20 protein-coding genes are annotated in these 24,727 nt (G+C 64.5%); 8 read left to right on the forward strand and 12 right to left on the reverse strand.

Features of this window, described 5'->3' with window-relative positions; all coding sequences use genetic code 11:
- Positions 1-10 precede the first annotated feature (10 nt).
- Both KI241_RS15295 and KI241_RS15300 read right to left on the reverse strand, forming a co-directional pair.
- Positions 11-763, reverse strand: coding sequence for a metalloregulator ArsR/SmtB family transcription factor (locus tag KI241_RS15295; RefSeq protein WP_042729415.1), 753 nt, complete (start codon positions 761-763; stop codon positions 11-13).
- A 90-nt stretch (positions 764-853) separates the two neighbouring features.
- Positions 854-1,195: an FKBP-type peptidyl-prolyl cis-trans isomerase gene (locus KI241_RS15300; RefSeq protein ID WP_042729414.1), complete on the reverse strand. Its 342-nt coding sequence runs from the start codon at positions 1,193-1,195 to the stop codon at positions 854-856.
- A 170-nt stretch (positions 1,196-1,365) separates the two neighbouring features.
- Here KI241_RS15300 and KI241_RS15305 point away from each other — a divergent pair, with 170 nt between their 5' ends.
- On the forward strand, positions 1,366-2,427 hold the full coding sequence (locus KI241_RS15305) for a M4 family metallopeptidase (RefSeq protein ID WP_042729413.1): 1,062 nt from the start codon (positions 1,366-1,368) through the stop codon (positions 2,425-2,427).
- Positions 2,427-2,750 carry a protealysin inhibitor emfourin gene (locus KI241_RS15310; protein ID WP_047738894.1) on the forward strand — a complete coding sequence of 108 codons (324 nt, stop codon included), beginning with the start codon at positions 2,427-2,429 and terminating at the stop codon, positions 2,748-2,750. Before KI241_RS15305 ends, KI241_RS15310 begins: the two co-directional genes overlap by 1 nt.
- A 4-nt stretch (positions 2,751-2,754) precedes the next feature.
- Here the strand turns inward: KI241_RS15310 and KI241_RS15315 are convergent, their stop codons facing one another.
- Positions 2,755-3,063 carry an RcnB family protein gene (locus tag KI241_RS15315; protein WP_042729411.1) on the reverse strand — a complete coding sequence of 103 codons (309 nt, stop codon included), beginning with the start codon at positions 3,061-3,063 and terminating at the stop codon, positions 2,755-2,757.
- A 217-nt stretch (positions 3,064-3,280) separates the two neighbouring features.
- Entirely contained in the window at positions 3,281-5,359 is a 2,079-nt protein-coding gene (locus tag KI241_RS15320) for an EAL domain-containing protein (RefSeq protein ID WP_212802681.1), read from the reverse strand.
- Positions 5,360-5,617: 258 nt separating this feature from the next.
- Here KI241_RS15320 and KI241_RS15325 point away from each other — a divergent pair, with 258 nt between their 5' ends.
- Positions 5,618-6,259: a DUF1345 domain-containing protein gene (locus tag KI241_RS15325; protein ID WP_042729409.1), complete on the forward strand. Its 642-nt coding sequence runs from the start codon at positions 5,618-5,620 to the stop codon at positions 6,257-6,259.
- Positions 6,260-6,321: 62 nt separating this feature from the next.
- Here the strand turns inward: KI241_RS15325 and KI241_RS15330 are convergent, their stop codons facing one another.
- Both KI241_RS15330 and KI241_RS15335 read right to left on the reverse strand, forming a co-directional pair.
- Entirely contained in the window at positions 6,322-7,626 is a 1,305-nt protein-coding gene (locus KI241_RS15330; protein WP_042729408.1) for an ATP-binding protein, read from the reverse strand.
- 4 nt (positions 7,627-7,630) lie between these two features.
- Positions 7,631-8,332 (reverse strand): response regulator transcription factor, encoded by a 702-nt coding sequence (locus KI241_RS15335; RefSeq protein ID WP_042729407.1) that lies wholly within the window; start codon positions 8,330-8,332, stop codon positions 7,631-7,633.
- Between the two features lie 271 nt (positions 8,333-8,603).
- Here KI241_RS15335 and KI241_RS15340 point away from each other — a divergent pair, with 271 nt between their 5' ends.
- Complete coding sequence (locus tag KI241_RS15340; protein WP_212802682.1) at positions 8,604-9,761, forward strand: efflux RND transporter periplasmic adaptor subunit; 1,158 nt, start codon at positions 8,604-8,606, stop codon at positions 9,759-9,761.
- Positions 9,762-9,775: 14 nt separating this feature from the next.
- Positions 9,776-12,874, forward strand: a complete 3,099-nt coding sequence (locus KI241_RS15345) for an efflux RND transporter permease subunit (RefSeq protein WP_212802683.1) — start codon at positions 9,776-9,778, stop codon at positions 12,872-12,874.
- A 151-nt stretch (positions 12,875-13,025) separates the two neighbouring features.
- Here KI241_RS15345 and KI241_RS15350 read toward each other — a convergent pair whose 3' ends face one another.
- From KI241_RS15350 to KI241_RS15365, 4 genes are all read right to left on the reverse strand, one after another.
- A complete protein-coding gene (locus tag KI241_RS15350) occupies positions 13,026-14,213 on the reverse strand; it encodes an aminotransferase class I/II-fold pyridoxal phosphate-dependent enzyme (RefSeq protein WP_212802684.1) in 1,188 nt (395 codons plus the stop codon).
- A gap of 41 nt (positions 14,214-14,254) precedes the next feature.
- Positions 14,255-15,880 carry a methyl-accepting chemotaxis protein gene (locus tag KI241_RS15355; protein ID WP_042729403.1) on the reverse strand — a complete coding sequence of 542 codons (1,626 nt, stop codon included), beginning with the start codon at positions 15,878-15,880 and terminating at the stop codon, positions 14,255-14,257.
- Positions 15,881-16,018: 138 nt separating this feature from the next.
- The gene (locus tag KI241_RS15360; protein ID WP_212802685.1) at positions 16,019-17,155 is read right to left on the reverse strand and encodes a glycerate kinase; all 1,137 of its coding nucleotides are present in this window, start codon (positions 17,153-17,155) and stop codon (positions 16,019-16,021) included.
- Positions 17,156-17,449: 294 nt separating this feature from the next.
- Positions 17,450-18,574, reverse strand: coding sequence for a sugar diacid recognition domain-containing protein (locus tag KI241_RS15365; protein WP_212802686.1), 1,125 nt, complete (start codon positions 18,572-18,574; stop codon positions 17,450-17,452).
- Between the two features lie 194 nt (positions 18,575-18,768).
- Here KI241_RS15365 and KI241_RS15370 point away from each other — a divergent pair, with 194 nt between their 5' ends.
- The 3 genes from KI241_RS15370 to rarD all read left to right on the forward strand — a co-directional run bounded on the left by KI241_RS15370 (position 18,769) and on the right by rarD (position 22,322).
- Entirely contained in the window at positions 18,769-20,079 is a 1,311-nt protein-coding gene (locus tag KI241_RS15370; protein WP_053143671.1) for an MFS transporter, read from the forward strand.
- A gap of 189 nt (positions 20,080-20,268) precedes the next feature.
- Positions 20,269-21,282, forward strand: a complete 1,014-nt coding sequence (locus KI241_RS15375) for an aldo/keto reductase (protein ID WP_042729399.1) — start codon at positions 20,269-20,271, stop codon at positions 21,280-21,282.
- 152 nt (positions 21,283-21,434) lie between these two features.
- A complete protein-coding gene (gene rarD, locus KI241_RS15380; protein ID WP_042729398.1) occupies positions 21,435-22,322 on the forward strand; it encodes an EamA family transporter RarD in 888 nt (295 codons plus the stop codon).
- 121 nt (positions 22,323-22,443) lie between these two features.
- On the opposite strand, the gene hppD is transcribed toward rarD, so the two are convergent.
- The gene (hppD, locus tag KI241_RS15385; RefSeq protein WP_123578939.1) at positions 22,444-23,520 is read right to left on the reverse strand and encodes a 4-hydroxyphenylpyruvate dioxygenase; all 1,077 of its coding nucleotides are present in this window, start codon (positions 23,518-23,520) and stop codon (positions 22,444-22,446) included.
- 246 nt (positions 23,521-23,766) lie between these two features.
- Positions 23,767-24,711, reverse strand: a complete 945-nt coding sequence (locus tag KI241_RS15390) for a DMT family transporter (protein ID WP_047738898.1) — start codon at positions 24,709-24,711, stop codon at positions 23,767-23,769.
- Positions 24,712-24,727: the final 16 nt, after the last annotated feature.

A 24,727-nucleotide genomic window follows, 5' to 3' on the forward strand; every position in this document is an offset into this window, starting at 1 on the left:
AAGCCTTGCTTCAGCGCAGTTCCACGGTGGGCGTGAGCCTGCTCGCGACGGCATCGGCCGGTGCAACCGCTTGCTCGACATCCACGCCAAACCGCGCGGCCATTTCCTTGCGCCCGCTGGCGGTCAGCCCCAGTGCCCGGCTGTCCAGGTCCTGGAGCACCCATTTGCGCTTGATCGCCACTTGCAACAACGCCGCTCCCAAGGCGCCGCCCAGGTGCGGACGGCGCATGCTCCAGTCCAGGCAGGGGCAGGCGAACCGACGTCGTTGCGCGGCGAGCACCTGAACATCAATGCCCAACTCCGCGAATATTTGCTCGCCCGACTCGCTCAGCCCATAGCCCTGCCCTGCCTCCACCAGCCACCCGGCCTCAAGCAGGCGATCATGCAGCCGCACCGCCAGGGTGCCGGCCATGTGGTCGTAGCAGGTGCGGGCAAATTGCAGGCGATCCGGGGTGCGCGGGATGAAAGTCGGCGCGGCGCTCTGGCCGATCACCATCAACGCTTCAAGGGCCTGGGCGACGCGCTTGTCCGCCAGGCTGTAGTAACGATGACGCCCCTGCACATGCACGCGCACCAAGACCAGGTCCTTGAGCTTCGCCAAATGGGCACTGGCGGTGGAAGCACTGACGTCGGCAATGCTGGCCAGCTCGGTGCTGGTCCGGGCGTGGCCGTCCATCAACGCGCACAACATGCGGGTCCGGGCCGGCTCGGCAATGGCCGCAGCCACCTGGGAGACTCCCAGGTCATGCAGTTCCGCTTCCATATTTCGCTCCCTGACGAATAAAGCCATGCATCATCTGCAAAGAGTAGCAACACTTTCAACTGGAGGTTGCCGGCCCGCAGTCGACGCCGCTCAATCGTCCCGGGTCAGCACTTCCAGCAGCTCGATCTCGAAAACGAGGTTGGCGTTGGGCTTGATGTGCGCGCCCATGGAGCGCTCGCCGTAGGCCAGGTGGGCCGGTACCCACAGCTTGCGCTTGCCGCCCACCTTCATGCCCATCAGCCCCACGTCCCAGCCCTTGATGACGCGACCGGTGCCGATCACGCACTGGAACGGCTTGCCACGGCTGTAGGACGAATCGAATTCAGTGCCGTCTTCGAGCGTACCGCGGTATTGGGTGGTGATCAGCGCGCCTTTGACTACGCTTTTGCCGTCGCCCTGTTGCAGGTCGGTGATGTGCAGTTCTTCGTTCATGGAGTCTGTCCGTGTTGTGTTTTTGTGGCGCAGGGATTATCCCCTGGCCACAGGTCCGTGTCCGTATCCATATGCAACTGTGGCGCATCGAGCGGGTCAGCAGTAGGGAACCGCTCAAGCCACTTCGGTTCACATGGGTATCGCCCTGCATTTCAGATAAGGATTTTCTGATGTTTGACTCTCGCCCGCTCTACGGTTTCATTCCTCCGTACATTCTCAATCGCATCATTGCCCACGGCTCCGAACAGCAACGTTCCAGCGCCCTTGGCACCCTGACCCACGTGCGCAGCCTGCGGCACAACCCCGGCCCGCCGGACCAGCCGCCCGCCGCGGCGAAACTGCCCAGGCCGGGCAAGGCCGGCCACCCGCAGCGCAGCGTGCACGACGCACAGAACACCATGGAACTGCCCGGCCAGCCGGTACGCCTGGAAGGCCAGCCGGCCAGCGGCGACCCGGCCGTGGACGAAGCCTACGATGCCCTCGGCGCCACCTACGATTTTTTCTGGAAAATCCTCGGCCGCGACTCCATCGACAACAAGGGCTTCGCCCTGGTGGGCAGCGTGCATTATGGACAAGGCTACGAAAACGCCTTCTGGAACGGCGCGCAAATGGTGTTCGGCGACGGTGACGGGGAAATTTTCCAGCGCTTCACCCGCTCCCTCGACGTGGTCGCCCACGAGCTGGCCCACGGCGTCACCGAAAGCGAAGCCGGGCTGGTCTACGCCAACCAGTCCGGTGCACTGAACGAGTCCATCTCCGATGTGTTCGGCGTGCTGGTCAAGCAGTACGTGCTGGAACAGACCGCCGACCAGGCCGACTGGTTGATCGGTGCCGACCTGCTCACCGATAAGATCAACGGCGATGGCCTGCGCAGCATGTCCAACCCCGGCACCGCCTACAACGACCCGCTGCTGGGCAAGGACCCACAACCGTCGCACATGCGTGAATTCGTCATTACCCGCGAGGACAACGGCGGCGTGCACATCAACTCCGGCATCCCCAACCGCGCCTTTTATCTGGTGGCGACCACGCTGGGCGGATTTGCCTGGGAAAAAGCCGGCCGGATCTGGTATGACACCTTGTGCGACAGAAAACTGGCCAACGACGCGTCCTTCAGCGACTTCGCCCGCCTGACCGTCGAGCATGCCCGCCAGCGCTTCGGTGCGCGGGAAGTGCAAGCGGTGCAAGACGGCTGGCGCCAGGTCGGCGTCGACCTGACACAGGAGCGTTGATGAAAACCCTTCCAGAGCTCGACGACAACGCCGTGGTACGGCTGTCACGCCAGGGTGGCGTGGCGGCCATCCATGCCCTGACCCGGCCACGGGAAATCGAATTCGCCCAATGCGACATCGACCAGCGCAGCCGCATCTGTTCGGTACTGGAGGGCTGCCTGCCGCTGGCCTCGCCCGCACCCGGGCGCGGCGACCAGCGCTTCTTCCAGATCGAGGTGCGTTACCGCACCAACGACCAGGACGATGAAATGGTGCTCAAGGTGCCCGAGGATCAGGCACCCGGCGAGCTGGTTCATCTGTGGGACAAAGGCGAATTGCTCTGATGGCCTAGCGCGTGGCGGGGGTGATCTTGAGGATCCGGCCAGACGCGATCACCACCATCACGTACTTGTCATTGATCTGCACCCATTGCGAACCCTCGTCGGGGGCTTCGAGGCCCTTCTCTTTCCAGTTCTTGATGGCTTTTTCCGGGCGCTGATACTCCGCCGGCGTCCGGTCGGCCTCCACCAGCCGGCGACCATTGTTGGGCGAGTGCTCCACCGCATCTCCGGTGGCTTGCGCCGCTTGCGCCACGGGGCCGAGGGCTCCGAGACCGGCGATCAGGACCAGGCTGGCGATCAGGGGGGATTTGCGCATAGAAAAGCTCCAGTTATTCGGGGTACTGGAACTGGGACTTCAACGGCGGCGAATCATTCCTTTTACTGTGAAGACAGGTGCCTGCCGCGCGCCCATTGTGCAAGCGGGCAACTGTGGGAGCGGGCTTGCCCGCGAAAGCGGTGGGCCAGCCAACATGATTGTCGTTTGACACGCCGCCTTCGCGAGCAAGCCGCTCCCACAGGATGACGACCGTGTGTCAGGCCATGGCGGCGCGTTTGACCTGGCGCAGGTCGTGCAAAAAGCGCTCGGCCGGGAGTGGATGGCCCAGCAGGTAACCTTGCAGGGAATCGCAACCCAACCGGGTCAGGAAGTCTTGCTGCAGGTCGGTCTCGACCCCTTCGGCAACGATCCGCAGCCCCAGGGCCTGGCCAAGGGCGACGATGGCGGAGACGATGGCCGCGTCATCGCTGTCGTGCTCCAGGTCGCGCACGAAGCCGCGGTCGATCTTCAGTTCATTGGCCGGCAGGCGCTTGAGGTACATCAGGCTCGAATAGCCGGTGCCGAAGTCATCGATGGACAAGTCCACGCCCATGTCGGACAGCTGCTGCAGCACCGTCATGCTCGCATCCGCATCGCTCATGGCAGTGGTTTCAGTGATTTCCAGCGTCAGGCTGTTGGCCGCCAGGCAATGGGTTTCCAAGGCCTTGGCGACGCTCTGTACCAACCCGGTGTGGCAGAACTGCAAGGCCGAGAGGTTCACCGCGATGCGCCAGTCGGTGTAGCCGAGCACGTACCATTCGCGCATCTGGCGGCAGGCTTCGTTGAGCACCCATTCGCCGATGGGGATGATCAGCCCGGTCTTTTCCGCCAGGTCGATGAACGTGGCGGGCATCAACAGGCCCTGGGTCGGATGGGTCCAGCGCAACAACGCCTCGGCCCCCACCGGACGCCCATTGGCGGCGTCGAACTTGGGTTGGTAATGCAGGCTGAACTGGCGCTGTTCGACGGCGATGCGCAAATCCTGCAGCAACTGCAATTGCTTGCGGGCGTTGCTGTTCATCGACGCGTCGAAAAAGCTGTAGCCGTTCTTCCCCGCCCCCTTGGCGTGGTACATCGCCGCGTCGGCATTCATCAACAGCTCTTCGGCGCTGCTGCCGTTGCCGGGGTACACGGAAATGCCGACGCTGGCGGAGATCTGCAAATCGTGCTCGGCCACCCGAAACGTCTGGCCCACCAACCCGACCTGGCGGGCAGCCAGGCGCAAGGCGTCGTCCGGCTCGGCCAGTTGCACCATCAGCACGAACTCATCGCCGCCGATCCGCGCCAGGGTGTCCTGGCTGCGCAAATCCTCGCGCAGGCGCAGGGCCACGTCGCGCAGCAACAGATCGCCCATGTGGTGCCCGAAGGCATCGTTGACCGGCTTGAAGCCATCGAGGTCGATGAACATCAGGGCAAAGCAGCCGCCCTGCTCTTGCACCCGGTGCATGGCCTGGCCGATACGGTCGGCCAGCAACACCCGGTTGGGCAACCCGGTGAGCGGGTCGTGCAGGGCCAGCTGCGTCAGTTCGCGATTGGCCACGGTCAAGGATTGGGCCAGTTCGGCGGTGCGGGCCTCCAGGCGCGCATCGAGAATCGAGGTCAGCAACGCGATGGCCAGCACCGCCAGGGTGGTGATCAGCACCACGTTGTCCAGGCCCTTGCCGCTCAGGCCGTCCAGGGCGCCGCAAAAGCTGCCGTCGCGAAACTGCGCCCCGGCCATGCCGGTGTAGTGCATGCCGACAATGGCGACGCCCATGATCACCGCGGCGCCGGCCCGGGCCAGGCGCACGTGAGGGGTGTTCTGGCGCAGGCGGAAGGCGATCCACAGGGCCGCCGCAGAAGCACCGACGGCAATCACCAGTGAGGCGCCGAACAGCGTGGGCTCGTAGTCGATGCCCGGCTGCATCCGCAACGCCGCCATGCCGGTGTAATGCATGGCACTGATGCCGGCCCCCATGACCAGCGCACCGAACGCCAGTTGACACGCCGGCAGGCGCGGCTGGCTGACCAGCCACAAGGCAAAGCCGCAGGACAAAATGGCGATCAGCAACGACAGCGCGGTGATGGAAGTGTCGTAGCCAAGCCGCACCGGCAAGGAGAACGCCAGCATGCCGATGAAGTGCATGGACCAGACGCCCACGCCCATGGCCAGTGCGCCGCCGGCCATCCACAGCTGCGCGGCGCGGCCCTGGGCGGTGGCGATACGCCCGGTCAGGTCGAGTGCGGTGTAGGAAGCCAGGACAGCAACGAACAGGGAAATGGAAACGAGCGCGGGGGAATACGTACCGATCAACATGGAGTGTTCTCGTAACGAAAGAGCCGGACTGCCTCCATGCCCGATTGTACGCCGCGATTGTACTCAATCGCGACGCAAGCAGGTATCAAAAAGCCATCACTCTTGGAGATTTGCGACGAAAGACATTCTGCTGCCAGACAAGCGGCGGTCAATCTAAATCTTGCCCCGCCAACAAAGAAATGCGGGCTCGCTCCTACAGGTTGGCTACCTGGGGTCGCCTGAGCATACTAGGCGTCTCTTTTCCGGACAGTGAGCCCCATGCCCTTCCTCGCCCGTACCCACCCGCGTCTGTCCAGCGCCATGGCCGTCGGCCTGGCAGTGGGCGTCCTGGCGCCTGCGGACAGCCTCATCAGCAAGGTCCTGATCGGCTGGAATGCCGGGGTCTGGACCTACCTGGTGCTGATGTTGTGGCTGACCGTACGCGCCAAGGCCCCCGACGTCAGGCGCATTGCCGAGATCGAAGACGAAAACGCCGGGCTGGTCTTGCTGATGGTTTGCATCGCCGCCTTGGCCAGCCTGGCCACCATCACCGTCGAACTGGCCGGCAGCCGCGACCTGCACGCCGCAGGCAAGCTGCTGCACTACGGCTTCACGGCCATGACGGTGATCGGCTCATGGTTGCTGATCGGCGTGATCTTCAGCGTCCACTATGCGCGGCTCTATTACACCTGGGAGGGCACCGAGCCGGCGCTGCGCTTTGCCGAAGGCCTGACCACGCCCAATTATTGGGATTTCCTGTATTTCTCCTTCACCATCGGGGTCGCGGTGCAGACGTCGGACGTGGGTGTCGCCACCCGCCAGTTGCGCAAGATCGTACTGGCGCAATCACTGATCGGGTTCGTATTCAACACGGCAATCTTGGGGTTTTCGATCAATATCGCGGCGGGGTTGTTCGGCTGAGGCTGAAGGGCCGCTGCGCACCCCAACAGGAGCACGCTCCCTCGCCCAGGGAACCACCTGGATCAGGACGATGGGGCGGGCAACCACAACCTGAACCGAGCCCCGCCCAGCGGTGAAGTCTCGACGGTCAAGGTGCCGCCCTGGGCTTGCAAGGCACGGCGGCTGATGGCCAGGCCTAGGCCGAACCCGCCGGTGGCGCGGTCGCGGCTGCGGTCCAGGCGGTAGAACGGCTCGAACACACGCTCACGCTCGTCATCCGGGATGCCGATGCCGTCATCGTCGACCCAGATCTCACAACCCTGGTCGCCCACCAACACACCGACCTGGATGTGCTTCTCGCAGTAACGCATCGCATTGCGCAGCAGGTTCTGCAAGGCCCTGGCGGTCAGGCGCGGGTCGAGTTCGAAGCGCTCCAGCGCTCCGTGCAGCAACACGTCGATCACCACGTCCGGGGCCGCCAGGTCTTCGTCGACACTGCCCAGGATGCTGTCGATGAATTCGTCCAGCGGCACTTCGACCCGCTCGGGCAAGCGTTCGGGGTTCTGCAGACGGCTGTAGGACAGCAGTTCGAGCACCAGTTCATCCAGCTCGCGAATGTGCGCCACCAACCCTTGCAGGCGCTCGCGACTGGCGGGCGGCAAATCCTCGGACAGCGCCAGGGCCAGGCCGAAGTCGAGCCGGGTCAGTGGCGTGCGCAATTCGTGGGACACCGCGTTGAGCAGGTCGCGCTGCTGGTTGAGCAGCTTCTCGATGTCACCGGCCATAGTGTCGAACACATGGGCCAGGCTGCCGATGTTCGAACTGGAGGCAATCTGCGTACGCTCACCCAAGTGGCCCTTGCCGAAACGCTCGGCGGTGCGCCTGAGGCGCTCCAGGTCACGCCAGTGCGGCCGCAGCCAGAGCAACAGGCACGCGAGCATGGTCGCGCCGATCAGCACGTTGATGCTCCAGTACAGCCAGTTGACGTCGGTCGGATCCGGCGGAACGATCATCTTGACCGCCATGCGCTCACCCAGCGGTGCCACCGCCAGGGTGCGCCAGGCCCAGTCACCGAGGCGCACGATGTTTTCGCCACGGCTGAGCTGCGCCCGCTCGGCTTCGCTGAAGCCCGGGTCATCGAGGCTCGCCAGTTCGATGCGCAGCGGCTCGAAGTCCTTGTCCATCTGCGCCGCCAGCGCCGGCCACTGCTCGCGGGGCACGGCGTGGAACTGTTTGACCATCAGGGTCTGCAAGCCTCGGGAATGGTCGAGGTTGTAGCTCACGAAGCGCTCATGGAACAGGCGGACCACCAGTTCCGGCATCAGGTAGATGGCCGCGCTGTAGGAGACGATGGTGACCAGGTACAGGCGAATCAGCAGTTTCCACATCGGCTCAGCATTCCCACTCGGAACGGCTGAACAGGTAGCCTTTGCCCCAGACGGTCTTGATCTTGCGAGCTTCGCCGGCGTTGTCGTCGAATTTACGCCGCAGCTTGGAAATCGCCACGTCCACCGAGCGGTCGGTGCCGTTGAACTCGATGCCGCGCAGGCGTTGCAGGATCTGGTCGCGGCTCAGCACCTCGCCGGAATGCCGGGCCAGCACCACCAGCAGGTTGTACTCGCCGCTGGACAGCTCCACCGGCTGGCCGCGCCAGGTCACGGTGCGTTCGGACAGGTCGATGCACAGGTTGCCCATCAGAATGCGGTCGTTGGCCGTCTGCGGTTCGGCGAGGCTGCTGCGCCGCAGCAAGGTCCGCACCCGCGCCAGCAAGACCCGCGGCTCGCACGGTTTGGTGACGTAGTCGTCGGCGCCCATTTCCAGGCCCAGGACCTGGTCGTGACTGTCGTCCCGGGCGGTGAGCATCAGGATCGGCAAGGTCGCCGAATCGGCCCGCAGCAGGCGACACACCTGCAAGCCGTCCAGGCCCGGCAGCATCAGGTCGAGGATCACCAGGTCCGGCGGATTGACCCGCGCCCGCTCCCGCACGTGGTCGCCGCGGGCCAGCACGTTGACTTGATAGCCGTTGCGTTCCAGGTAACTGGCGATCAGCTCGGACAACGCGCAGTCGTCTTCGACCAGGAGGATGTTGGGCATGGGGTGTTCCAGAAAGTGCTGGGGTGCCTGGCAGGCCTTTATCTATCGCGAGCAAGCTCGCTCCCACAGGCGTTCGCATAATCATTGTGGGAGCGAGCTTGCTCGCGATGAGGCCCGGCAAGACACCGATGATCTCAAGTTGCCAAGGATATACGCCCTCGCCCAACCCGACGCAAAACCCTTACACAATTTCACACACCCCCAACAAAGCTTTACCAACGCCCAGGCTCGCCCGCCGTAGCATGGCACCGCTCATTATTGGGGATGCACCATGCCAAAGAATTCTTTCGCCACGCTGGGTCTGCTGCTCGGTGCGCTGTCGTTGAGCGCCTGCGACAGCGCCGCGCCGCCCACGGACGAAGCGCCGCTGCCCACCGTGGCCGTCGAAACCATCGAAGCCCGGCCACTGTCCATCAGCAGCGAATTGAGCGGACGCATTGCCGCGCCACGCACCGCCGAAGTGCGCGCACGGGTGCCCGGCGTGGTGTTGCAGCGGGTGTATCGCGAAGGCAGCGATGTGAAAAAAGGCGATGTGCTGTTTCGCATCGACCCGGCGCCGTTCAAGGCCGACCTGGACAGCGCCGAAGCGGCATTGCGCAAGGCCCAGGCCAACGCCTTCCAGGCACGCCTGCAAGCGCAACGCTACGCGCGCCTGATCGAGGACAACGCCATCAGCGGCCAGGACTACGACAACGCCCGGGCCGCTGATCGCCAGAGCGCCGCCGATGTCGCCGCCAGTAAGGCCGCCGTGGAACGGGCCCGGCTGAACCTCGGTTATGCCACGGTCACCGCGCCCATCGCCGGACGCATCGGCCGGGCGCTGGTAACCGAGGGTGCGCTGGTCGGCCAGAACGAAACCACGCCGCTGGCCCTCATCCAGCAGTTGGACCCGATCCACGCCGACCTCACCCAATCGACCCGCGAGCTCAACGAACTGCGCCGCGCCCTGCGCGCCGGCCAGTTGCAGCAGGTCGAGCCGGGCCAGGCCAAGGCCACGCTGGTTCAGGACGACGGCAGCCTGTACCCGCTGCCGGGCAAACTGTTGTTCGCCGACATCAGCGTCGACCCGGGCACCGGCCAGATCACCCTGCGCAGCGAATTCCCCAACCCCGACCTGGACCTGTTGCCGGGCAGCTTCGTGCGCGTGCGCCTGGAGCAGGCGGTCGATCGCCAGGGCATCAGCGTGCCGCAGCGGGCCATCCTGCGCGACAGCGCCGGCATCGCCCAGGTATTGCTGGTCGATGCCCAGCAGACCGTCAGCCTGCAACCGGTGACGCTGGGCGCCGTGCAGGATGACCGCTGGATCGTCACCCATGGCTTGAAGCCGGGCGACCGCATTGTCGTCGAAGGCCTGCAACACGCACGCCCCGGTGAAAAAGTCCGGGTCGATGACTCCCCTCTTCCACTTGCCCAGGTCCCTGGCCAGTAAGCAGGACGTTTGCCATGCCGCAGTTCTTTATCGACCGCCCGGTGTTCGCCTGGGTGGTGGCGTTGTTCATTCTGCTGGCCGGTGTGCTGGCAATCCCGCAGTTGCCGGTGGCGCAGTACCCCGACGTCGCGCCGCCGCAAATCGAAATCTACGCGGTGTACCCCGGTGCGTCGGCGCAAACCGTGGACCAGAGCGTGGTCAGCCTGATCGAGGAAGAGCTCAACGGCGCCGATCACCTGCTGTACTTCGGTTCCCAGAGCAGCCTGGGCAGCGCCACCATCACCGCGACGTTCCAGCCGGGCACCAACCCGGAGCTGGCCCAGGTCGATGTGCAGAACCGGCTCAAGGCCGTGGAATCACGCCTGCCCCAGGCCGTCACCCAGCAGGGCTTGCAGGTGGACAAGGTGTCGGCCGGTTTCCTGCTGCTGATCACGCTCACCTCCAGCGACGGCAAGCTCGACGATGTGGCGCTCAGCGACTACCTGGCGCGCAACGTGATGAACGAGATCAAGCGCCTGGACGGCGTCGGCAAGGCGCAACTGTACGGCGCCGAGCGGGCGATGCGGATCTGGATCGACCCGCAGAAACTGCTCGCCTTCAACCTGACGCCGGCCGACGTCAATGCCGCCATCGTGGCGCAGAACGCCCAGGTGTCGGCGGGCAGCATCGGCGACCTGCCGGCACGCACCACCCAGGAGATGACCGCGACGGTACTGGTCAAGGGGCAGTTGTCGACGCCCGAAGAGTTCGCCGACATCGTACTCAAGGCCAACCCCGACGGCTCCACCGTGCGCATTGGCGATGTGGCGCGGGTGGAAGTCGGCAGCCAGGAATACCAGTTTTCCACGCGGCTCAATGGCAAGCCTTCCACCGCCGTTGGCGTACAACTGTCGCCGGGGGCCAATGCCCTCAACACCGCGACGCTGGTGCGCACGAAGATGGATGAGCTGTCGCGCTACTTCCCCGCGGGCGTCGAGTACAAGATCCCCTACGACACCTCGCCGTTCGTCAAGGTCTCGATCACCAAGGTGGTGTACACCCTGGGCGAGGCCATGCTGCTGGTGTTCGCCGTGATGTTCCTGTTCCTGCAGAACATCCGCTACACCCTGATCCCGACGCTGGTGGTGCCCGTGGCGCTGATGGGCACGTTCGCGACCATGCTCGCCCTGGGTTTTTCCATCAACGTGTTGACCATGTTCGGTATGGTCCTGGCGATCGGCATCCTGGTGGACGACGCCATCGTCGTGGTGGAGAACGTCGAGCGGATCATGGCCAGCGAAGGGCTGTCGCCCAAGGAAGCGACGCGCAAGGCGATGCGGCAGATCACCGGCGCGATCATCGGCATCACCCTGGTGCTGGTGGCGGTGTTCATTCCCATGGCGTTCATGCCCGGATCGGTGGGCGTGATCTACCGGCAATTCTCGCTGTCCATGGCGACCTCGATCCTGTTCTCGGCGTTCCTGGCCCTGAGCCTCACGCCGGCGCTGTGCGCGACCTTGCTCAAGCCCATCGACCAGGGCGAGCATCACGCCAAGGGCGGTTTCTTCGGCTGGTTCAATCGCCGCTTCGACCAATTGGGCGATCGCTACCAGGGCTGGGTCGCCTACGCACTCAAGCGCACCGGCCGCTACCTGCTGATCTACGGGGTGCTGCTGGTGGGCATGGGCCTGCTGTTCACGCGCCTGCCCTCCTCGTTCCTGCCGGTGGAGGACCAGGGCTACACCATCACCGACATCCAGTTGCCGCCCGGCGCGAGCAAGAACCGCACGGTGCAGGTGGTGGAGCAGATCGAAGCTCACAACGCCGGCGAGCCGGGCGTGAGCGACAGCACGGTGATCCTCGGTTTCAGTTTTTCCGGCAGCGGGCAGAATGCGGCCCTGGCGTTCACCACCCTGAAGGACTGGTCGCAGCGGGCACGCGACGATTCGGCCAGCTCGATTGCCGACCGAGCCAACCAGGCGTTCGGCGCGATCAAGGACGCTATGGCCTTTGCGGTGCTGCCGCCACCAGTGGATGGCCTGGGCACCTCCAGTGGCTTCGAGTTCCGCCTGCAGGATCGCGGCGGCCTTGGCCACGCCACGCTGATGCAGGCCCGCGACGAATTGCTCGCCGCGGCCGGAAAAAGCCCGGTGTTGATGAACGTGCGTGAAAGCGCCCTGGCCGAAGCGCCGCAGGTCCAACTGGAGGTCGACCGCAAGCAGGCCAATGCCCTGGGCGTTTCCTTCGCCGACGTGGGTAACGTGCTGTCCACGGCGGTGGGCTCGGCCTACGTCAATGACTTCCCCAACCAGGGGCGGATGCAGCGGGTGGTGGTCCAGGCACAAGGCGACCAGCGCGGCCAGGTGGCCGACCTGCTGAAGATCCATGTGCGCAACAACGCCGGGAAGATGGTGCCGCTGTCGGCGTTCGTCCAGGCCAGATGGACCCAGGGCCCGACACAATTGACCCGCTACAACGGCTACCCGGCCATCAGCATTTCCGGCGAACCGGCGCCCGGCCACAGCACCGGCGAAGCCATGGCCGAGATCGAGCGGCTGGTGGCCCAGGGGCCGGCCGGCCTGGGGCAGGAATGGACCGGGCTGTCCCTGCAGGAACGCTTGTCCGGCAGCCAGGCGCCGCTGTTGCTCGGGCTGTCGTTGCTGGTGGTGTTCCTGTGCCTGGCGGCGCTGTACGAGAGTTGGTCGATCCCGACGTCGGTGCTGCTGGTGGTGCCACTGGGGGTGCTCGGCGCGGTGCTCGCGGTGTCGATGCGCGGCCTGCCCAACGATGTGTTCTTCAAGGTCGGGCTGGTGACCATCATCGGGTTGTCGGCGAAGAATGCGATCCTGATCATCGAGTTCGCCAAGAGCCTGTACGACCAGGGCCATGATCTGATCGACGCCACGCTCCAGGCGGCGCGCCTGCGCCTGCGACCGATCATCATGACCTCCCTGGCCTTCATCCTCGGCGTCGTGCCTCTGGCCATCGCCACCGGCGCCAGTTCGGCGAGCCAGCAGGCCATCGGGACCGGGGTGATCGGCGGGATGATCACCGCGACCCTGGCGGTGGTGTTTGTCCCGGTGTTCTTTGTCGGGGTGATGAATCTGGTGCGCAAGCGTCCTGACAGCCACTGATCGGCCGGGGGGGCGGCTTGCCTGGGATGGCGAGGCTGGATGGGCGGCCGCCTTCGCGAGCAAGCTCGCTCTCACAAAGGGCCCCTCGGACACTTGGGAAACCTGTGGGAGCGAGCTTGCTCGCGAAAGCGGTCGCGACGCACGGCGAGTCTCAGGCCCGCCGTGCTAGCAGCAGCCCCGCCGCACAGGCCGCGATGCGCTCGCAGGCCTGGGCCAGTTTCAGCCGGTCGACCACCAGCCCGATGCGGATATGCCCCGCCGCGCTCGGGCCGAAGGCCTCGCCGGCGAGCACCGAGACGCCATAGCCGTCCAGCAGGTGTTCGGCAAAGCCTTGGGCGTCGAGACCGGTCTGGCGGATGTCGACCATGACGAACATGCCGCCATCGGGTCGCACCGGCTTGAGGCCCGGACAGTTGCCAAGCATGGCGCACACCAGGTCGCGGCGCTGGCGATACTCTTCGCGCATGTGCGCCACTTCAGGCAAATCTTCTTCGAGGGCCACCTGGGCCGCCCGCTGCACGAAATCCGGCAGGCCGAAGAGCATGCACAACGACAGGTTCGCCAAGTGTTCGGCCAGGGGCTCGGGCCCAAGTACCCAGCCAATGCGCCAACCGGTCATGGCATGGGATTTGGACAGGCTGTTGATGGTCGCCGTGCGTTCGGCCATGCCTGGCAGACTGGCCGGGCTGATGTGCTCACCTTCGTACAACAGGTCGCTGTAGACCTCGTCACTGATCAGCCACAGGTCATGCTCGATGCACAACTGCGCCAGTCCTCGCCAGGTCGCGAGCGGCAGGCTGGCGCCTGATGGGTTGTTGGGGCTGTTGAGCAGCATCGCCCGGGTCCGCCCGGTGATCAGGCCGGCCACATCGGCCGGTTCGACCCTGAACCCGTTCTCCGGACGCACTGGCACCGGCACCACTGTCGCCCCGCAGGCACCGAACACCGCCTCGTAGGTGACATACATCGGCTCGGCGACGATCACCTCGTCGCCCGGGTCGAGCAGGCACTGCGCGACTGCATACACCGCGCACTGCGCACCGGGCAACACGGTGACATGCCCGGCGTCGACCGGCTGGCCGCAGCGCCGCTGGTGACGCCGGGCAATGCGGCTGCGCAAGGTGTACAGGCCACGGATGTCCGAGTAATGCGTATCCCCGGCCCGCAGGCTGCCCACCGCGGCATCGACGATGGCGCGCGGTGTGTCGAAATCCGGATCGCCCACCGACAACAGCAGCACGTCCATGCCCTGTTCGCGCATGGCCAGCGCCCGATCGTGAATGTGCCAGGCGGCGGCGCCATCGCCGGTGATGCGTTGGGTCAAGGCTGAAAAGCGCATGCATATCTCCTGATTGCGCGGTGTCCAGCCTCAACCCTATCTCAAATCACAAACCGCGCCACCATCGCGTTCAACGTCACCGCCAGGCGCGACAGTTCGTGGGACGCGTCGCTGGTCTGTTTCGCACCGCTGGCCGACTGGGTGGCGAGGTCGCGAATGTTGACCAGGTTGCGGTCCACTTCGCGGGACACCTGGGCCTGTTCCTCCGAAGCGCTGGCGATGACCAGGTTGCGCTCGTTGATCTGGTGGATCGATTGGGTGATCTGTTCCAGGGCCACGCCGGCGGCGCGGGCCATTTCCAGGGTGCTCTGGGTACGCTGGTTGCTTTGCTGCATCGACTGCACGGCCTCACCGGTGCCGTTCTGGATACCGGCGACCATTTTCTCGATTTCCTGGGTTGATTGCGCAGTGCGGTGGGCCAAGGCCCGGACCTCGTCGGCCACCACCGCGAAACCGCGTCCGGCCTCCCCGGCGCGGGCGGCTTCGATGGCGGCGTTGAGGGCCAGCAGGTTGGTCTGTTCGGCGATGGCGCGGATCACGTCCAGGACCTTGCCGATATCGCGCCCCTGCACCGCCAGGCCTTCGATCATCGCCGCGGTGCTTTGCACGTCGTGGGTCATGGTCTGGATCGCCTCGACGGTTTCCACCACCCGCGAGCGACCTTCCCGGGCCGCCTGGGTCGATTGGTTCGACGCCTCGGACGTGGACACCGCATTACGCGCGACCTCTTCCACTGCGGTGGTCATTTCGTTGACCGCCGTGGCGGCCTGTTCGATTTCATTGTGTTGCTGTTGCAGGCCACGGGAAGATTCCTGGGTCACCGCGCTCAACTCTTCGGCGGCGGCGCCCAACTGGGTGGCGGAGCCGGCGATCTGCTCGATGGTCTTGCGCAGGCTGGCTTGCATGTCGGCCAGGGCCTTGAGCAACCGAGCGGGTTCGTCCTTGCCGTCGTCCGTGATCACCTGCACCAGGTTCCCGCCAGCAATGACTCGCGCCGCCTCCAGCGCTCGGTTGAGCGGCAACACAATGCTGCGAGTCAACGCCAGCGCGAGCAGCACGGTGGCCAACGCAGCGACGAGCGACACGATGATGATGCCCGCCAGCGCGTTGTCAAAGTGCGCGCCCGCCTCGGCCGACGCCTCTACAGAGCCGGACACGTTGATCGCGATAAGCTTGTTGAGCTGCTCGCCCATCAGGTCGGTGCCTTCCTTGATTCGGCTATTGATCAGGGCGCGCAGCTCATCGACCTTGTTCTGTCGCGACAGGTCGAGCATCTCTTTCTGGGCTTGCAGGTAGTTGCCAAGGGTCACGGAAAAAGTCTTGTATAGCTCTTTTTCCTCGGCTTCGGCTGGCAACGCCGCGTAACTGGTGTCGGCCTTGTGCAGTTTCTCCACCAGCACACCGATGCGGGTTTCGGCCTCTGCCAGGCTGGCCGGCTCGCGGTTGACCAGGATGCGGAACGACAGGATGCGCATGCGCAGCACGTTCTCCAGCACGTTGGCCAGGTACGCGACGCTGGGCACCTGGTTTTGCTCCATGTCCACCGAGGCCTGGCGGATCACCGACATGCGATTGGCAGCGAATAAGCCCAGGCCAATGACAAGCAGAGCAATGAAAGCGAAGCCAAGGAAGGCTCGGGGCGCGATGTTCAGGCTACGAAGGGACATGTAAAGACCTCGGGGCAATGGGGTCGAGCATCCATGCCAGTCAGTGTAGGGTGGGGTGCTGATGGGTACGCTTAACCCCTTTATCGGCTGGGCTGTAGGCTTTTTACAGGGGGATGTAAAAAAATATTTCAGGAGCACTTATCGGCTGGCGACCTGCCACAGCCGGGCAATATCCCGGGCCCGCTCGCCCAGCAGGCGCGCCGCATCGGCACAGGCCTCTTGCAGCGTCATCGGGCCGCTGGCCAGGGCGAAGGCGGCATCGACACCGTGCTCATACAGCGCCGGGTAGCCCTCCCCCAACGTACCGGCGATAACCAGCACCGGCACGCCGTGCTGGCGGGCGATGCGGGCCACGCCGAAGGGCGTCTTGCCGCGCAGGGTCTGCGCGTCGAAACGGCCTTCGCCAGTGATCACCAAGTCAGCGCCCTGTACCGCAGCGGCCAGCCCCACCAGTTGGGCGACCACCTCCACGCCCGTGCGAAACCGCGCGCCGAGGAACGCCTTGGCGGCGAACCCGAGGCCGCCGGCGGCACCGCTGCCCGGTTCGTCGCGCACATCCTTGTGCAGGGCCTGGGCACAGTGTTCGGCGAAGTGTCCCAGGGCTGCGTCCAGCCACCGCACTTGCTGGGCGGAAGCACCTTTTTGCGGGCCGAAAATGGCGGAAGCCCCCTGGGGGCCGCACAGTGGGTTGTCGACGTCGGCGGCAATCTCGAAATCGACCTGGGCCAGGCGCGGGTCCAGTCCGCTGAGGTCGATGCGCGACAGGTTCTTCAGGGCCAGGCCGCCCGGAGCAAGCACCTGGCCGTGTTCATCCAGCAACGCCACGCCCAGGGCTTGCATCGCACCGGCACCGCCGTCATTGGTGGCACTGCCGCCGATGGCCAGGATCACCCGCCCGGCCCCTTCATCCAGGGCGGCGCGAATCAGTTCGCCAGTGCCATAGGTGCTGCTGGAGCAGGCATCGCGCTGCCCCGGCGCGACCAATTGCAGGCCGCTGGCCTCGGCCATTTCGATGATCGCGGTGCGGCTCTCGGGCAACCAGCCCCAGCTTGCCTCGACCGCGCTACCCAACGGCCCTCGAACCCGGTTGCGACGCCATTGTCCGTTGCACGCCGCCAGCACCGACGCCACCGTCCCCTCCCCGCCATCGGCCATCGGACACTTGATCAACTGTGCAGCCGGCCAGACCTGGGCCAGCCCGGCGGCGATGGCGTCGGCGACGCCCTGGGCACTGAGGCTGTCCTTGAACGAGTCGGGGGCGATGACTATTTTCATATTATTCTCCGGTTCCGATGCCCAGCATGCTGCCAGCTGACCGCAACCGTGACGCCGGTCTGCCGCACAAAAGACAGGGGGGATTATTGTTCAATTTTACAAAGGGTGGGGTTGGTAGGGGGATGGTTGTTGGATGGAAGGGCCTCTTCGCGGGCAAGCCCGCTCCCACAGTTAATCAGCGTGAATACCGAATCCATGTACACCACAAATCATTTGTGGGAGCGGGCTTGCCCGCGAAGATGGCGGCACAGGCGACATAATTTCCCCAGTACAACCACCCTCGCGAGCACAGGGTTACAGCGGTGGGCTTTCGGTCTGCGGCAACAACTGCACCCCCAGGTACAACGCCAACATGCCATCCAGCCGCAACGGATCGACCCCACTGAGCTCGGCGATGCGTTCCATGCGGTAGCGCAAGCTGTTGCGGTGGATCCCCAGGGCCTCGGCGCAAGCCTGGCTCTGGCCGTCGTGTTCGCACCAGCTGCGCAAGGTCGTGAGCAACTGGCCGTTGCTGTCCTTGGCGATCACCTTGCGCAGCGGTGCCAGCAATTCGTCGAGGGCATCGTCGCTGCGATGACGCCAGAGCATCACCGGCAGGCGATAACGGGCAAGGCTCAGCAGCCGCAATTGCGGCAACACATCGCGACCGTAGGCCAGCAGGTCCGCGACCCGACGGTAGCACCGACGCAGTCCCGCCAGCCCTTCGGCCTGGCCACCCACCGCCACTCGCAAGATGCACCAGCCCAGCCCGTCGAGCTTGCCCAGCAGCCGCTCGTTTTCCACCGACGCGGTGACCGGCCGGCACCAGAGCAACGAGGACTTGGACGAGGTCAGGCACCAACTGTCCGGGTAGCGTGACATCAACCAGGCGCTCAACGTCTCGACGCTCTGCCCTGGCCCATGCTCCGGGCCCAGCTCGAACAGATACGGCACCCGTGACAGTTGCGGCTTGAGGCCCATCTGGCGGGCTTCGTCCAACAACCGCGGCGAATCCCCGGCGTCCCCCAGCAGCAAAGCCAGCAAGTCGTCACACCGTTGCCGGCGCCATTGCTGCTCGGCCTGCTGGTTGCGCTGGCCCACCAGCATCTCGGCGGTCATGCGTACCAGTTCGGCGTAGGTGCGCAACTGCTCGGGCTCGCCGGTGATGCCCAGCACGCCGATCAGGCGCTGATCGAGCATCAGCGGCAGGTTGATGCCTGGCTGCACGCCCTTGAGGTGCCTCGCCGTGTGCGCGTCGATTTCCACCACCCGGCCATTGGCCAGGACCAATTGCGCGCCCTCGTGGCGGGTATTGACGCGCCCGGGCTCACCGCTGCCGAGGATCAGGCCCTGGTTGTCCATGACATTGACGTTGTATGGCAGGATCGCCATCGCCCGGTCGACGATGTCCTGCGCCAGGTCATGATCCAGTTCGAACATGGGACGGTGTTCCTTGCAAGCGGCGTGGGTGAAGGTTTGGAGCGCAGGGCGCCAGGGCGATTGGTCAGGCGCACAGGGTCCTGCTCCAAACCCTGTGCTCAGGCACAAAGACACGGCCCCCGGGCTGGCCGAGACTCAAGGGCAGTCAACGTTACCCCTTGGCTCGTACAAATCATAATAAAGAGAGACCCGCCATGTCCCAGAGCGCAACGGCCCTCCTGGCTACGCACGACGAGAAAAACAGCGTCTACAAGCGCATCACCCTGCGCTTGATCCCCTTCATTTTCATCTGCTACCTGTTCAACTACCTCGACCGGGTCAACGTTGGCTTCGCCAAGTTGCAGATGCTCGATGCGCTGAAGTTCAGCGAAACCGTCTACGGCCTCGGTGCCGGGATCTTCTTCATCGGCTACGTCCTGTGCGGCGTACCCAGCAACCTGGCCCTGAGCAAGTTCGGCCCCCGGCGCTGGATCGCGCTGATGATGATCACCTGGGGCACGTTGTCGACCTGCCTGCTGTTCGTCACCACGCCCACCGGCTTCTACACCTTGCGGCTGTTCACCGGCGCGGCCGAAGCCGGGTTCTTCCCGGGTGTGGTGCTATACCTCTCGCAGTGGTTCCCGACCTTCCGACGCGGCCGGATCATGGCGTTGTTCATGTCCGCCATTCCGGTGTCGGGCCTGTTGGGCAGCCCGTTTTCCGGCTGGATCCTCAACCACTTCGCCGCCGGCCAAGGCGGCCTGGCCGGCTGGCAGTGGATGTTCCTGCTGCAAGGCATCCCGACGGTGATCCTCGGTGCGCTGGCGTTCTTTTTGCTCAGCGACACCTTCGCCAACGCCAAGTGGCTGACCGACCAGGAGCGCGCCGTGCTCACCGCCGACCATGCCCAGGACCTGGCGAACAAACCGAACACCAGCAGCGACTCCCTGCTGGCCGTGTTCAAGAACCCGGCGATCTGGGCCTTTGGCCTGGTGTACTTCTGCATCCAGAGCGGTGTGTATGCGATCAACTTCTGGCTGCCGTCGATCATCAAGAGCCTGGGTTTCAGCGATAACCTGGTGATCGGCTGGTTGAGCGCGATCCCCTATCTGCTGGCGGCGGTGTTCATGCTGCTGGTGGGCCGCTCGGCGGACCTGCGCAAGGAACGTCGCTGGCACCTGGTGGTGCCGATGCTGATGGGCGCGGCCGGGCTGCTGATCGCCGTCAACTTCGCTACCACGCCGGCCATCGCCATCCTCGGCCTGTCCATCGCCACCATGGGCGCCCTCACCGGCCTGCCGATGTTCTGGCCGGTGCCTACCGCCCTGCTCAGCGCCGGCGCGGCGGCGGGCGGCCTGGCGCTGATCAACTCCATGGGCCAGATGGCCGGTTTCCTGAGCCCTTACCTGGTGGGTTGGGTCAAGGATGCCACCGGCTCCACCGATGCCGCGCTGTACGTGTTGGCCGGGGTGATCGTGGCCGGCAGCCTGCTGGCGTTGCGCATGACGCGTACGCTCAGGGCCTGAGCATTGCCTCTGTGGGAGCCGGCTTGCTCGCGAAAGCAGTGGATCAATGGCAGCTATGTCAACTGACACGCCCTCTTCGCGAACAAGCCTGCTCCCACAGTGAATGGGGGGGTGTTCGATAAATCTGTTTGATCCATGCGCCTGTTCTGGGGTTTGATTGGACCTTTCCCATGGATGAAGGATTTTGTCATGAGCTACCGCACGCTAGGCCATTCCGGGTTGCAGGTGTCCACGCTGACCCTGGGCACCATGATGTTCGGCGAACAGACCAGCACCGAGGACTCGCTGCGGATCATCGACAAGGCCTGGGACCAGGGCATCAACTTCATCGACACGGCGGACGTCTACACCAACGGCCGCTCCGAAGAGATCGTCGGCGAGGCGATCGCCCGCCACCGCCACGAGTGGGTGCTCGCCACCAAGGTCGGCTTCGGCCCGGCGGACGGCGTGCCCAATCGCAGCGGCCTGAGCCGCAAGCATCTGTTCAACGGCATCGAGGCCAGCCTGAACCGCCTGGGCACCGACTACCTGGACATCTACTACCTGCACCGTGAAGACCACAACACCCCGCTGCACGTCACCGTCTCGGCCATCGGCGACCTGATTCGCCAGGGCAAGATCCGCTATTGGGGCCTGTCGAACTACCGCGGCTGGCGCATCGCCGAGGTGATCCGGATTGCCGACAGCCTGGGCATCGACCGACCGGTGATCAGCCAACCGCTGTACAACATCGTCAACCGCCAGGCGGAAACCGAGCAGATCACCGCCGCCCAGAACTACGGCCTCGGCGTGGTGCCCTTCAGCCCCCTCGCCCGTGGCGTGCTCAGCGGCAAGTACGCGCCGGACGCCGCGCCAGATGCCAACAGCCGCGCCGGTCGCCAGGACAAACGCATCCTGGAAACCGAGTGGCGGGTCGAGTCCCTGCGCATCGCCCAGCAGATCCAGCAGTACACCCAGGGGCGGGGCGTGGGCATCGTCGAGTTCGCCATCGCCTGGGTGCTGAACAACCGCGCGGTCACCTCGGCCATCGTCGGGCCTCGCACCGAAGCGCAATGGGACGCCTATGCCAAGGCGCAGGCGGTCAGGATCACGGCGGATGACGAAGCCTTCATCGATTCGCTGGTGACGCCGGGGCATGCCTCGACGCCAGGCTTCAACGACGTCGGGCATTTCGTGTCGGGGCGCGTACCGCTGACGTCATAGGCCTGATACGCAACAAGCCCTTGCGGCGAGGGAGCGTGCTCCCGCTCGGCCGCGCAACGGACCCCACCGCTGCGCGGCCGGGCGGGAGCTCGCTCCCTCGCCACAACAAGGGTCCGTCACACACGCCGCCACCCCGCTAACAAGAGGCCTCCGTGTCCAAAGGTATCGCTCTATCGGTCTCGGCGTCCGCGCTGTTCGCCGTCATGTACTACTACACCTCGCTGCTCACGCCACTGACCGGCGTGGAGATTTTTGGTTGGCGCATGTTGCTGACCATGCCCTGCATGACCGTGTTCATGCTGGTGGCTCGGGAATGGAAACTGGTCACGGCGCTGCTGCGGCGCCTGGTCGACACCCCACGGCTGTTGATCGGGGCGATCGCGTCTTCGGCCCTGATGGGGGCGCAGTTGTGGCTGTTCATGTGGGCGCCGCTCAACGGCTACAGCCTGGATGTGTCGCTGGGGTACTTCCTGCTGCCGCTGTCGATGGTCCTGACCGGGCGCATCGTCTATGGCGAACGCCTGTCGTACCTGCAGAAAATCGCCGTGTTCTTCGCCACGCTCGGGGTGTTCAACGAGCTGTACCAGGCCGGTGGTTTTTCCTGGGCGACCTTGCTGGTGGTGATCGGCTATCCGATCTACTTCATCCTGCGAAAACGCATCAAGACCGACAACCTGGGTGGGCTCTGGCTGGACATGACGCTGATGCTGCCGGTGGCGCTCTGGTTCGTGCAGAGCGGCGAGCAAGGCTTCAACGTGTTCGACCAACACCCCTGGTTGTCGCTGCTGATCCCGGTGCTTGGGGTGATCAGCGCCTCGGCGCTGGTGTCCTACATCATTGCCAGCCGGCTGCTGCCGTTCAGCCTGTTCGGGCTGTTGAGCTACGTAGAGCCGGTACTGTTGCTGGGCGTCGCGCTGTTGCTGGGCGAGAGCATCAAGGCCGGCGAATGGCTGACCTACCTCTCGATCTGGATGGCCGTGGCAGTGCTGGTGTTCGAAGGCTTCAAGCACCTGACGCGACATCATCGGCGTAAAGCTTGAAGTATAAATAGGACCTCGTGGAAGCGAGCTTGCTCGCGATAGCGGTATGTCAGTCAACAGGCATTGAATGACGGGCCGCCATCGCGAGCAAGCTCGCGCCCACAACCGTGTGGCTCGCGGATTACTCCGTGGCCAACACCCCACGCCGCACCTGGTCACGCTCGATGGACTCGAACAGCGCCTTGAAGTTGCCCTCGCCGAAGCCATCATCGCCCTTGCGCTGGATGAATTCGAAGAACACCGGCCCCATCAGAGTTTCCGAAAAGATCTGCAGCAACAGGCGCTTGTCGCCCTGCTCGGACGCGCCGTCCAGCAGGATGCCCCGCGATTGCAGCGCCTCGACCGGCTCACCGTGGTTGGGCAGGCGGCCTTCGAGCATCTCGTAGTAGGTGTCTGGCGGCGCGGTCATGAAGCGCATGCCGATACTCTTGAGCCGGTCCCAGGTCTTGATCAGGTCGTCGGTCAGGAATGCCACGTGCTGGATGCCTTCGCCGTTGAACTGCATCAGGAACTCTTCGATCTGCCCAGCGCCCTTGGACGACTCTTCGTTCAGCGGGATGCGGATCATGCCGTCCGGGGCCGTCATGGCCTTGGAGGTCAGGCCGGTGTACTCGCCCTTGATGTCGAAGTAGCGGATCTCGCGGAAGTTGAACAGCTTCTCGTAGAAGCCGGCCCAATAAGCCATGCGCCCGCGATACACGTTGTGGGTCAGGTGGTCGATGATCTTCAGGCCGGCGCCCACCGGATTGCGGTCGACGCCTTCGAGGAACACGAAGTCGATGTCATAGATCGAGCTGCCTTCGCCGAAACGGTCGATCAGGTACAGCGGCGCACCGCCAATGCCCTTGATCGCCGGCAGGTTCAACTCCATCGGGCCGGTCTCGATGTGGATCGGCTGGGCGCCGAGCGACAGGGCCCGCTTGTACGCCTGCTGCGAATCCTTGACCCGGAACGCCATGCCGCACACCGACGGGCCATGCTCGGCCGCGAAGTACGACGCCACGCTGTGGGGTTCATTGTTGAGGATCAGGTTGATCGCGCCCTGGCGATACAGGTGCACGTCCTTGGACCGGTGGGTCGCCACCTTGGTGAAGCCCATGATCTCGAAGATCGGCTCCAGGGTGTTGGGGGTCGGTGATGCGAACTCGATGAACTCAAAGCCCATCAGGCCCATTGGGTTTTCGTATAGATCTGCCATGTCGGCGCCTCATCATGCTTATCAATTAACAAACGTTAGTTGCCAGTCATGCGAGGGCACGCGGTGGCGCGCAGGAAATGCCGCGAACGCTGCGGGCGAGGAAATCGCCGTAGATCAGTTGAAACCCAAGTATCTTCATTGTCGACCCAAGGCTTTTGCGGGCGAGGCTTCTGCTGCCAGAAGACGTTATTCTTATATGCGTAAATCGATTCTACACAGCGTAACCAGATTTGTCCGCCTTCCGTATCAAATCGCCTTTTTCCTCGACCGCGCAAGAGGTTTGTTGCACAGGAAAATGCCGCCCAGGATCAACCCGCCGCCCAGGCTCATCATGGCGGTGAACCGCTCGTCCAGTAGCAGTGCTCCGAGCAGCACCGCCGTGAGCGGATTGAGGGCGATGAACACCCCGGAACGGGTCGCACCAATCCGCCGGATGCCGTCGTACCAGGCAATGTAGGCCAGGGCCGAGCCCAACACGCCCAGGTACAACAGGCTCAACCACTGCTTCAGGTCCAGCGCGCGCAGGGTGTCGAGGCGAACCTCCCCGCCGATGGCGCAGGCCAGCCACAGCATCAACGTGCCCAGCAGAATCGACCAGGTCACGGTTTGCAGCGGCCCCAGGCGCTCATTCAGGTCCCTGGAAAACAGCGAATAGATGCCCCACCCCAGCACACAGCCAAAAATCAGCCCGTCGCCCAGCCAGCTTTGCGTCGCCCCCTGTAACAGGGCAGGGTCACGGCTCACAATCACCAGCCCCGCCCCACCGATGCACAGCACGATGCCTGCGACTTTCAGCGCCCCAAGGCGTTCCTTGAACAGGCCCCAGGACGCCAACCCGATCACCGCCGGGTTCAGGGCGACGATCAACGAGGCCCGCGATGCGCTGATGGACTGCAAGCCGTAGAAGAAACACAGGTTGTAGAAGAAGATGCCAAAAAAGCCCAGCGCGGCCAATTGCAGCCCTTGCTTGAAGCTGGGCCTGGCCAGGGGAATCCGCGCCAAGGCGAGAAACGACAGCAGCGCGAGGCTGGCGAGCAGGAAACGCAAGCTGGCCGCGAACAGCGGCGCCAATGCATCAGAGAGGATCCGGCCAGCCACGAACGTGCCGCCCCAGATCATGGTGACCATGGCGAGCTTGAAGTAGACCGGCAGGTCGGAGGGGGTTGAGACGGTTTGTTCCAACGCGTTCATGGTTCACCTGGAGGTC

The organism is Pseudomonas sp. Cab53 (genome assembly GCF_018325965.1).
Taxonomy (GTDB): domain Bacteria; phylum Pseudomonadota; class Gammaproteobacteria; order Pseudomonadales; family Pseudomonadaceae; genus Aquipseudomonas; species Aquipseudomonas chlororaphis_E.

Coding starts and splice junctions, on each gene's coding strand:
- KI241_RS15300 (WP_042729414.1), bottom strand. CDS start 1,195: ATGAACGAAGAACTGCACATCACCGACCTGCAACAGGGCGACGGCAAA.
- KI241_RS15315 (WP_042729411.1), bottom strand. CDS start 3,063: ATGCGCAAATCCCCCCTGATCGCCAGCCTGGTCCTGATCGCCGGTCTC.
- KI241_RS15325 (WP_042729409.1), top strand. CDS start 5,618: ATGCCCTTCCTCGCCCGTACCCACCCGCGTCTGTCCAGCGCCATGGCC.
- KI241_RS15350 (WP_212802684.1), bottom strand. CDS start 14,213: ATGCGCTTTTCAGCCTTGACCCAACGCATCACCGGCGATGGCGCCGCC.
- KI241_RS15305 (WP_042729413.1), top strand. CDS start 1,366: ATGTTTGACTCTCGCCCGCTCTACGGTTTCATTCCTCCGTACATTCTC.
- KI241_RS15390 (WP_047738898.1), bottom strand. CDS start 24,711: ATGAACGCGTTGGAACAAACCGTCTCAACCCCCTCCGACCTGCCGGTC.
- KI241_RS15295 (WP_042729415.1), bottom strand. CDS start 763: ATGGAAGCGGAACTGCATGACCTGGGAGTCTCCCAGGTGGCTGCGGCC.
- KI241_RS15365 (WP_212802686.1), bottom strand. CDS start 18,574: ATGTTCGAACTGGATCATGACCTGGCGCAGGACATCGTCGACCGGGCG.
- KI241_RS15355 (WP_042729403.1), bottom strand. CDS start 15,880: ATGTCCCTTCGTAGCCTGAACATCGCGCCCCGAGCCTTCCTTGGCTTC.
- KI241_RS15335 (WP_042729407.1), bottom strand. CDS start 8,332: ATGCCCAACATCCTCCTGGTCGAAGACGACTGCGCGTTGTCCGAGCTG.
- KI241_RS15345 (WP_212802683.1), top strand. CDS start 9,776: ATGCCGCAGTTCTTTATCGACCGCCCGGTGTTCGCCTGGGTGGTGGCG.
- KI241_RS15340 (WP_212802682.1), top strand. CDS start 8,604: ATGCCAAAGAATTCTTTCGCCACGCTGGGTCTGCTGCTCGGTGCGCTG.
- KI241_RS15320 (WP_212802681.1), bottom strand. CDS start 5,359: ATGTTGATCGGTACGTATTCCCCCGCGCTCGTTTCCATTTCCCTGTTC.
- KI241_RS15310 (WP_047738894.1), top strand. CDS start 2,427: ATGAAAACCCTTCCAGAGCTCGACGACAACGCCGTGGTACGGCTGTCA.
- KI241_RS15360 (WP_212802685.1), bottom strand. CDS start 17,155: ATGAAAATAGTCATCGCCCCCGACTCGTTCAAGGACAGCCTCAGTGCC.
- KI241_RS15330 (WP_042729408.1), bottom strand. CDS start 7,626: ATGTGGAAACTGCTGATTCGCCTGTACCTGGTCACCATCGTCTCCTAC.
- hppD (WP_123578939.1), bottom strand. CDS start 23,520: ATGGCAGATCTATACGAAAACCCAATGGGCCTGATGGGCTTTGAGTTC.
- KI241_RS15370 (WP_053143671.1), top strand. CDS start 18,769: ATGTCCCAGAGCGCAACGGCCCTCCTGGCTACGCACGACGAGAAAAAC.
- KI241_RS15375 (WP_042729399.1), top strand. CDS start 20,269: ATGAGCTACCGCACGCTAGGCCATTCCGGGTTGCAGGTGTCCACGCTG.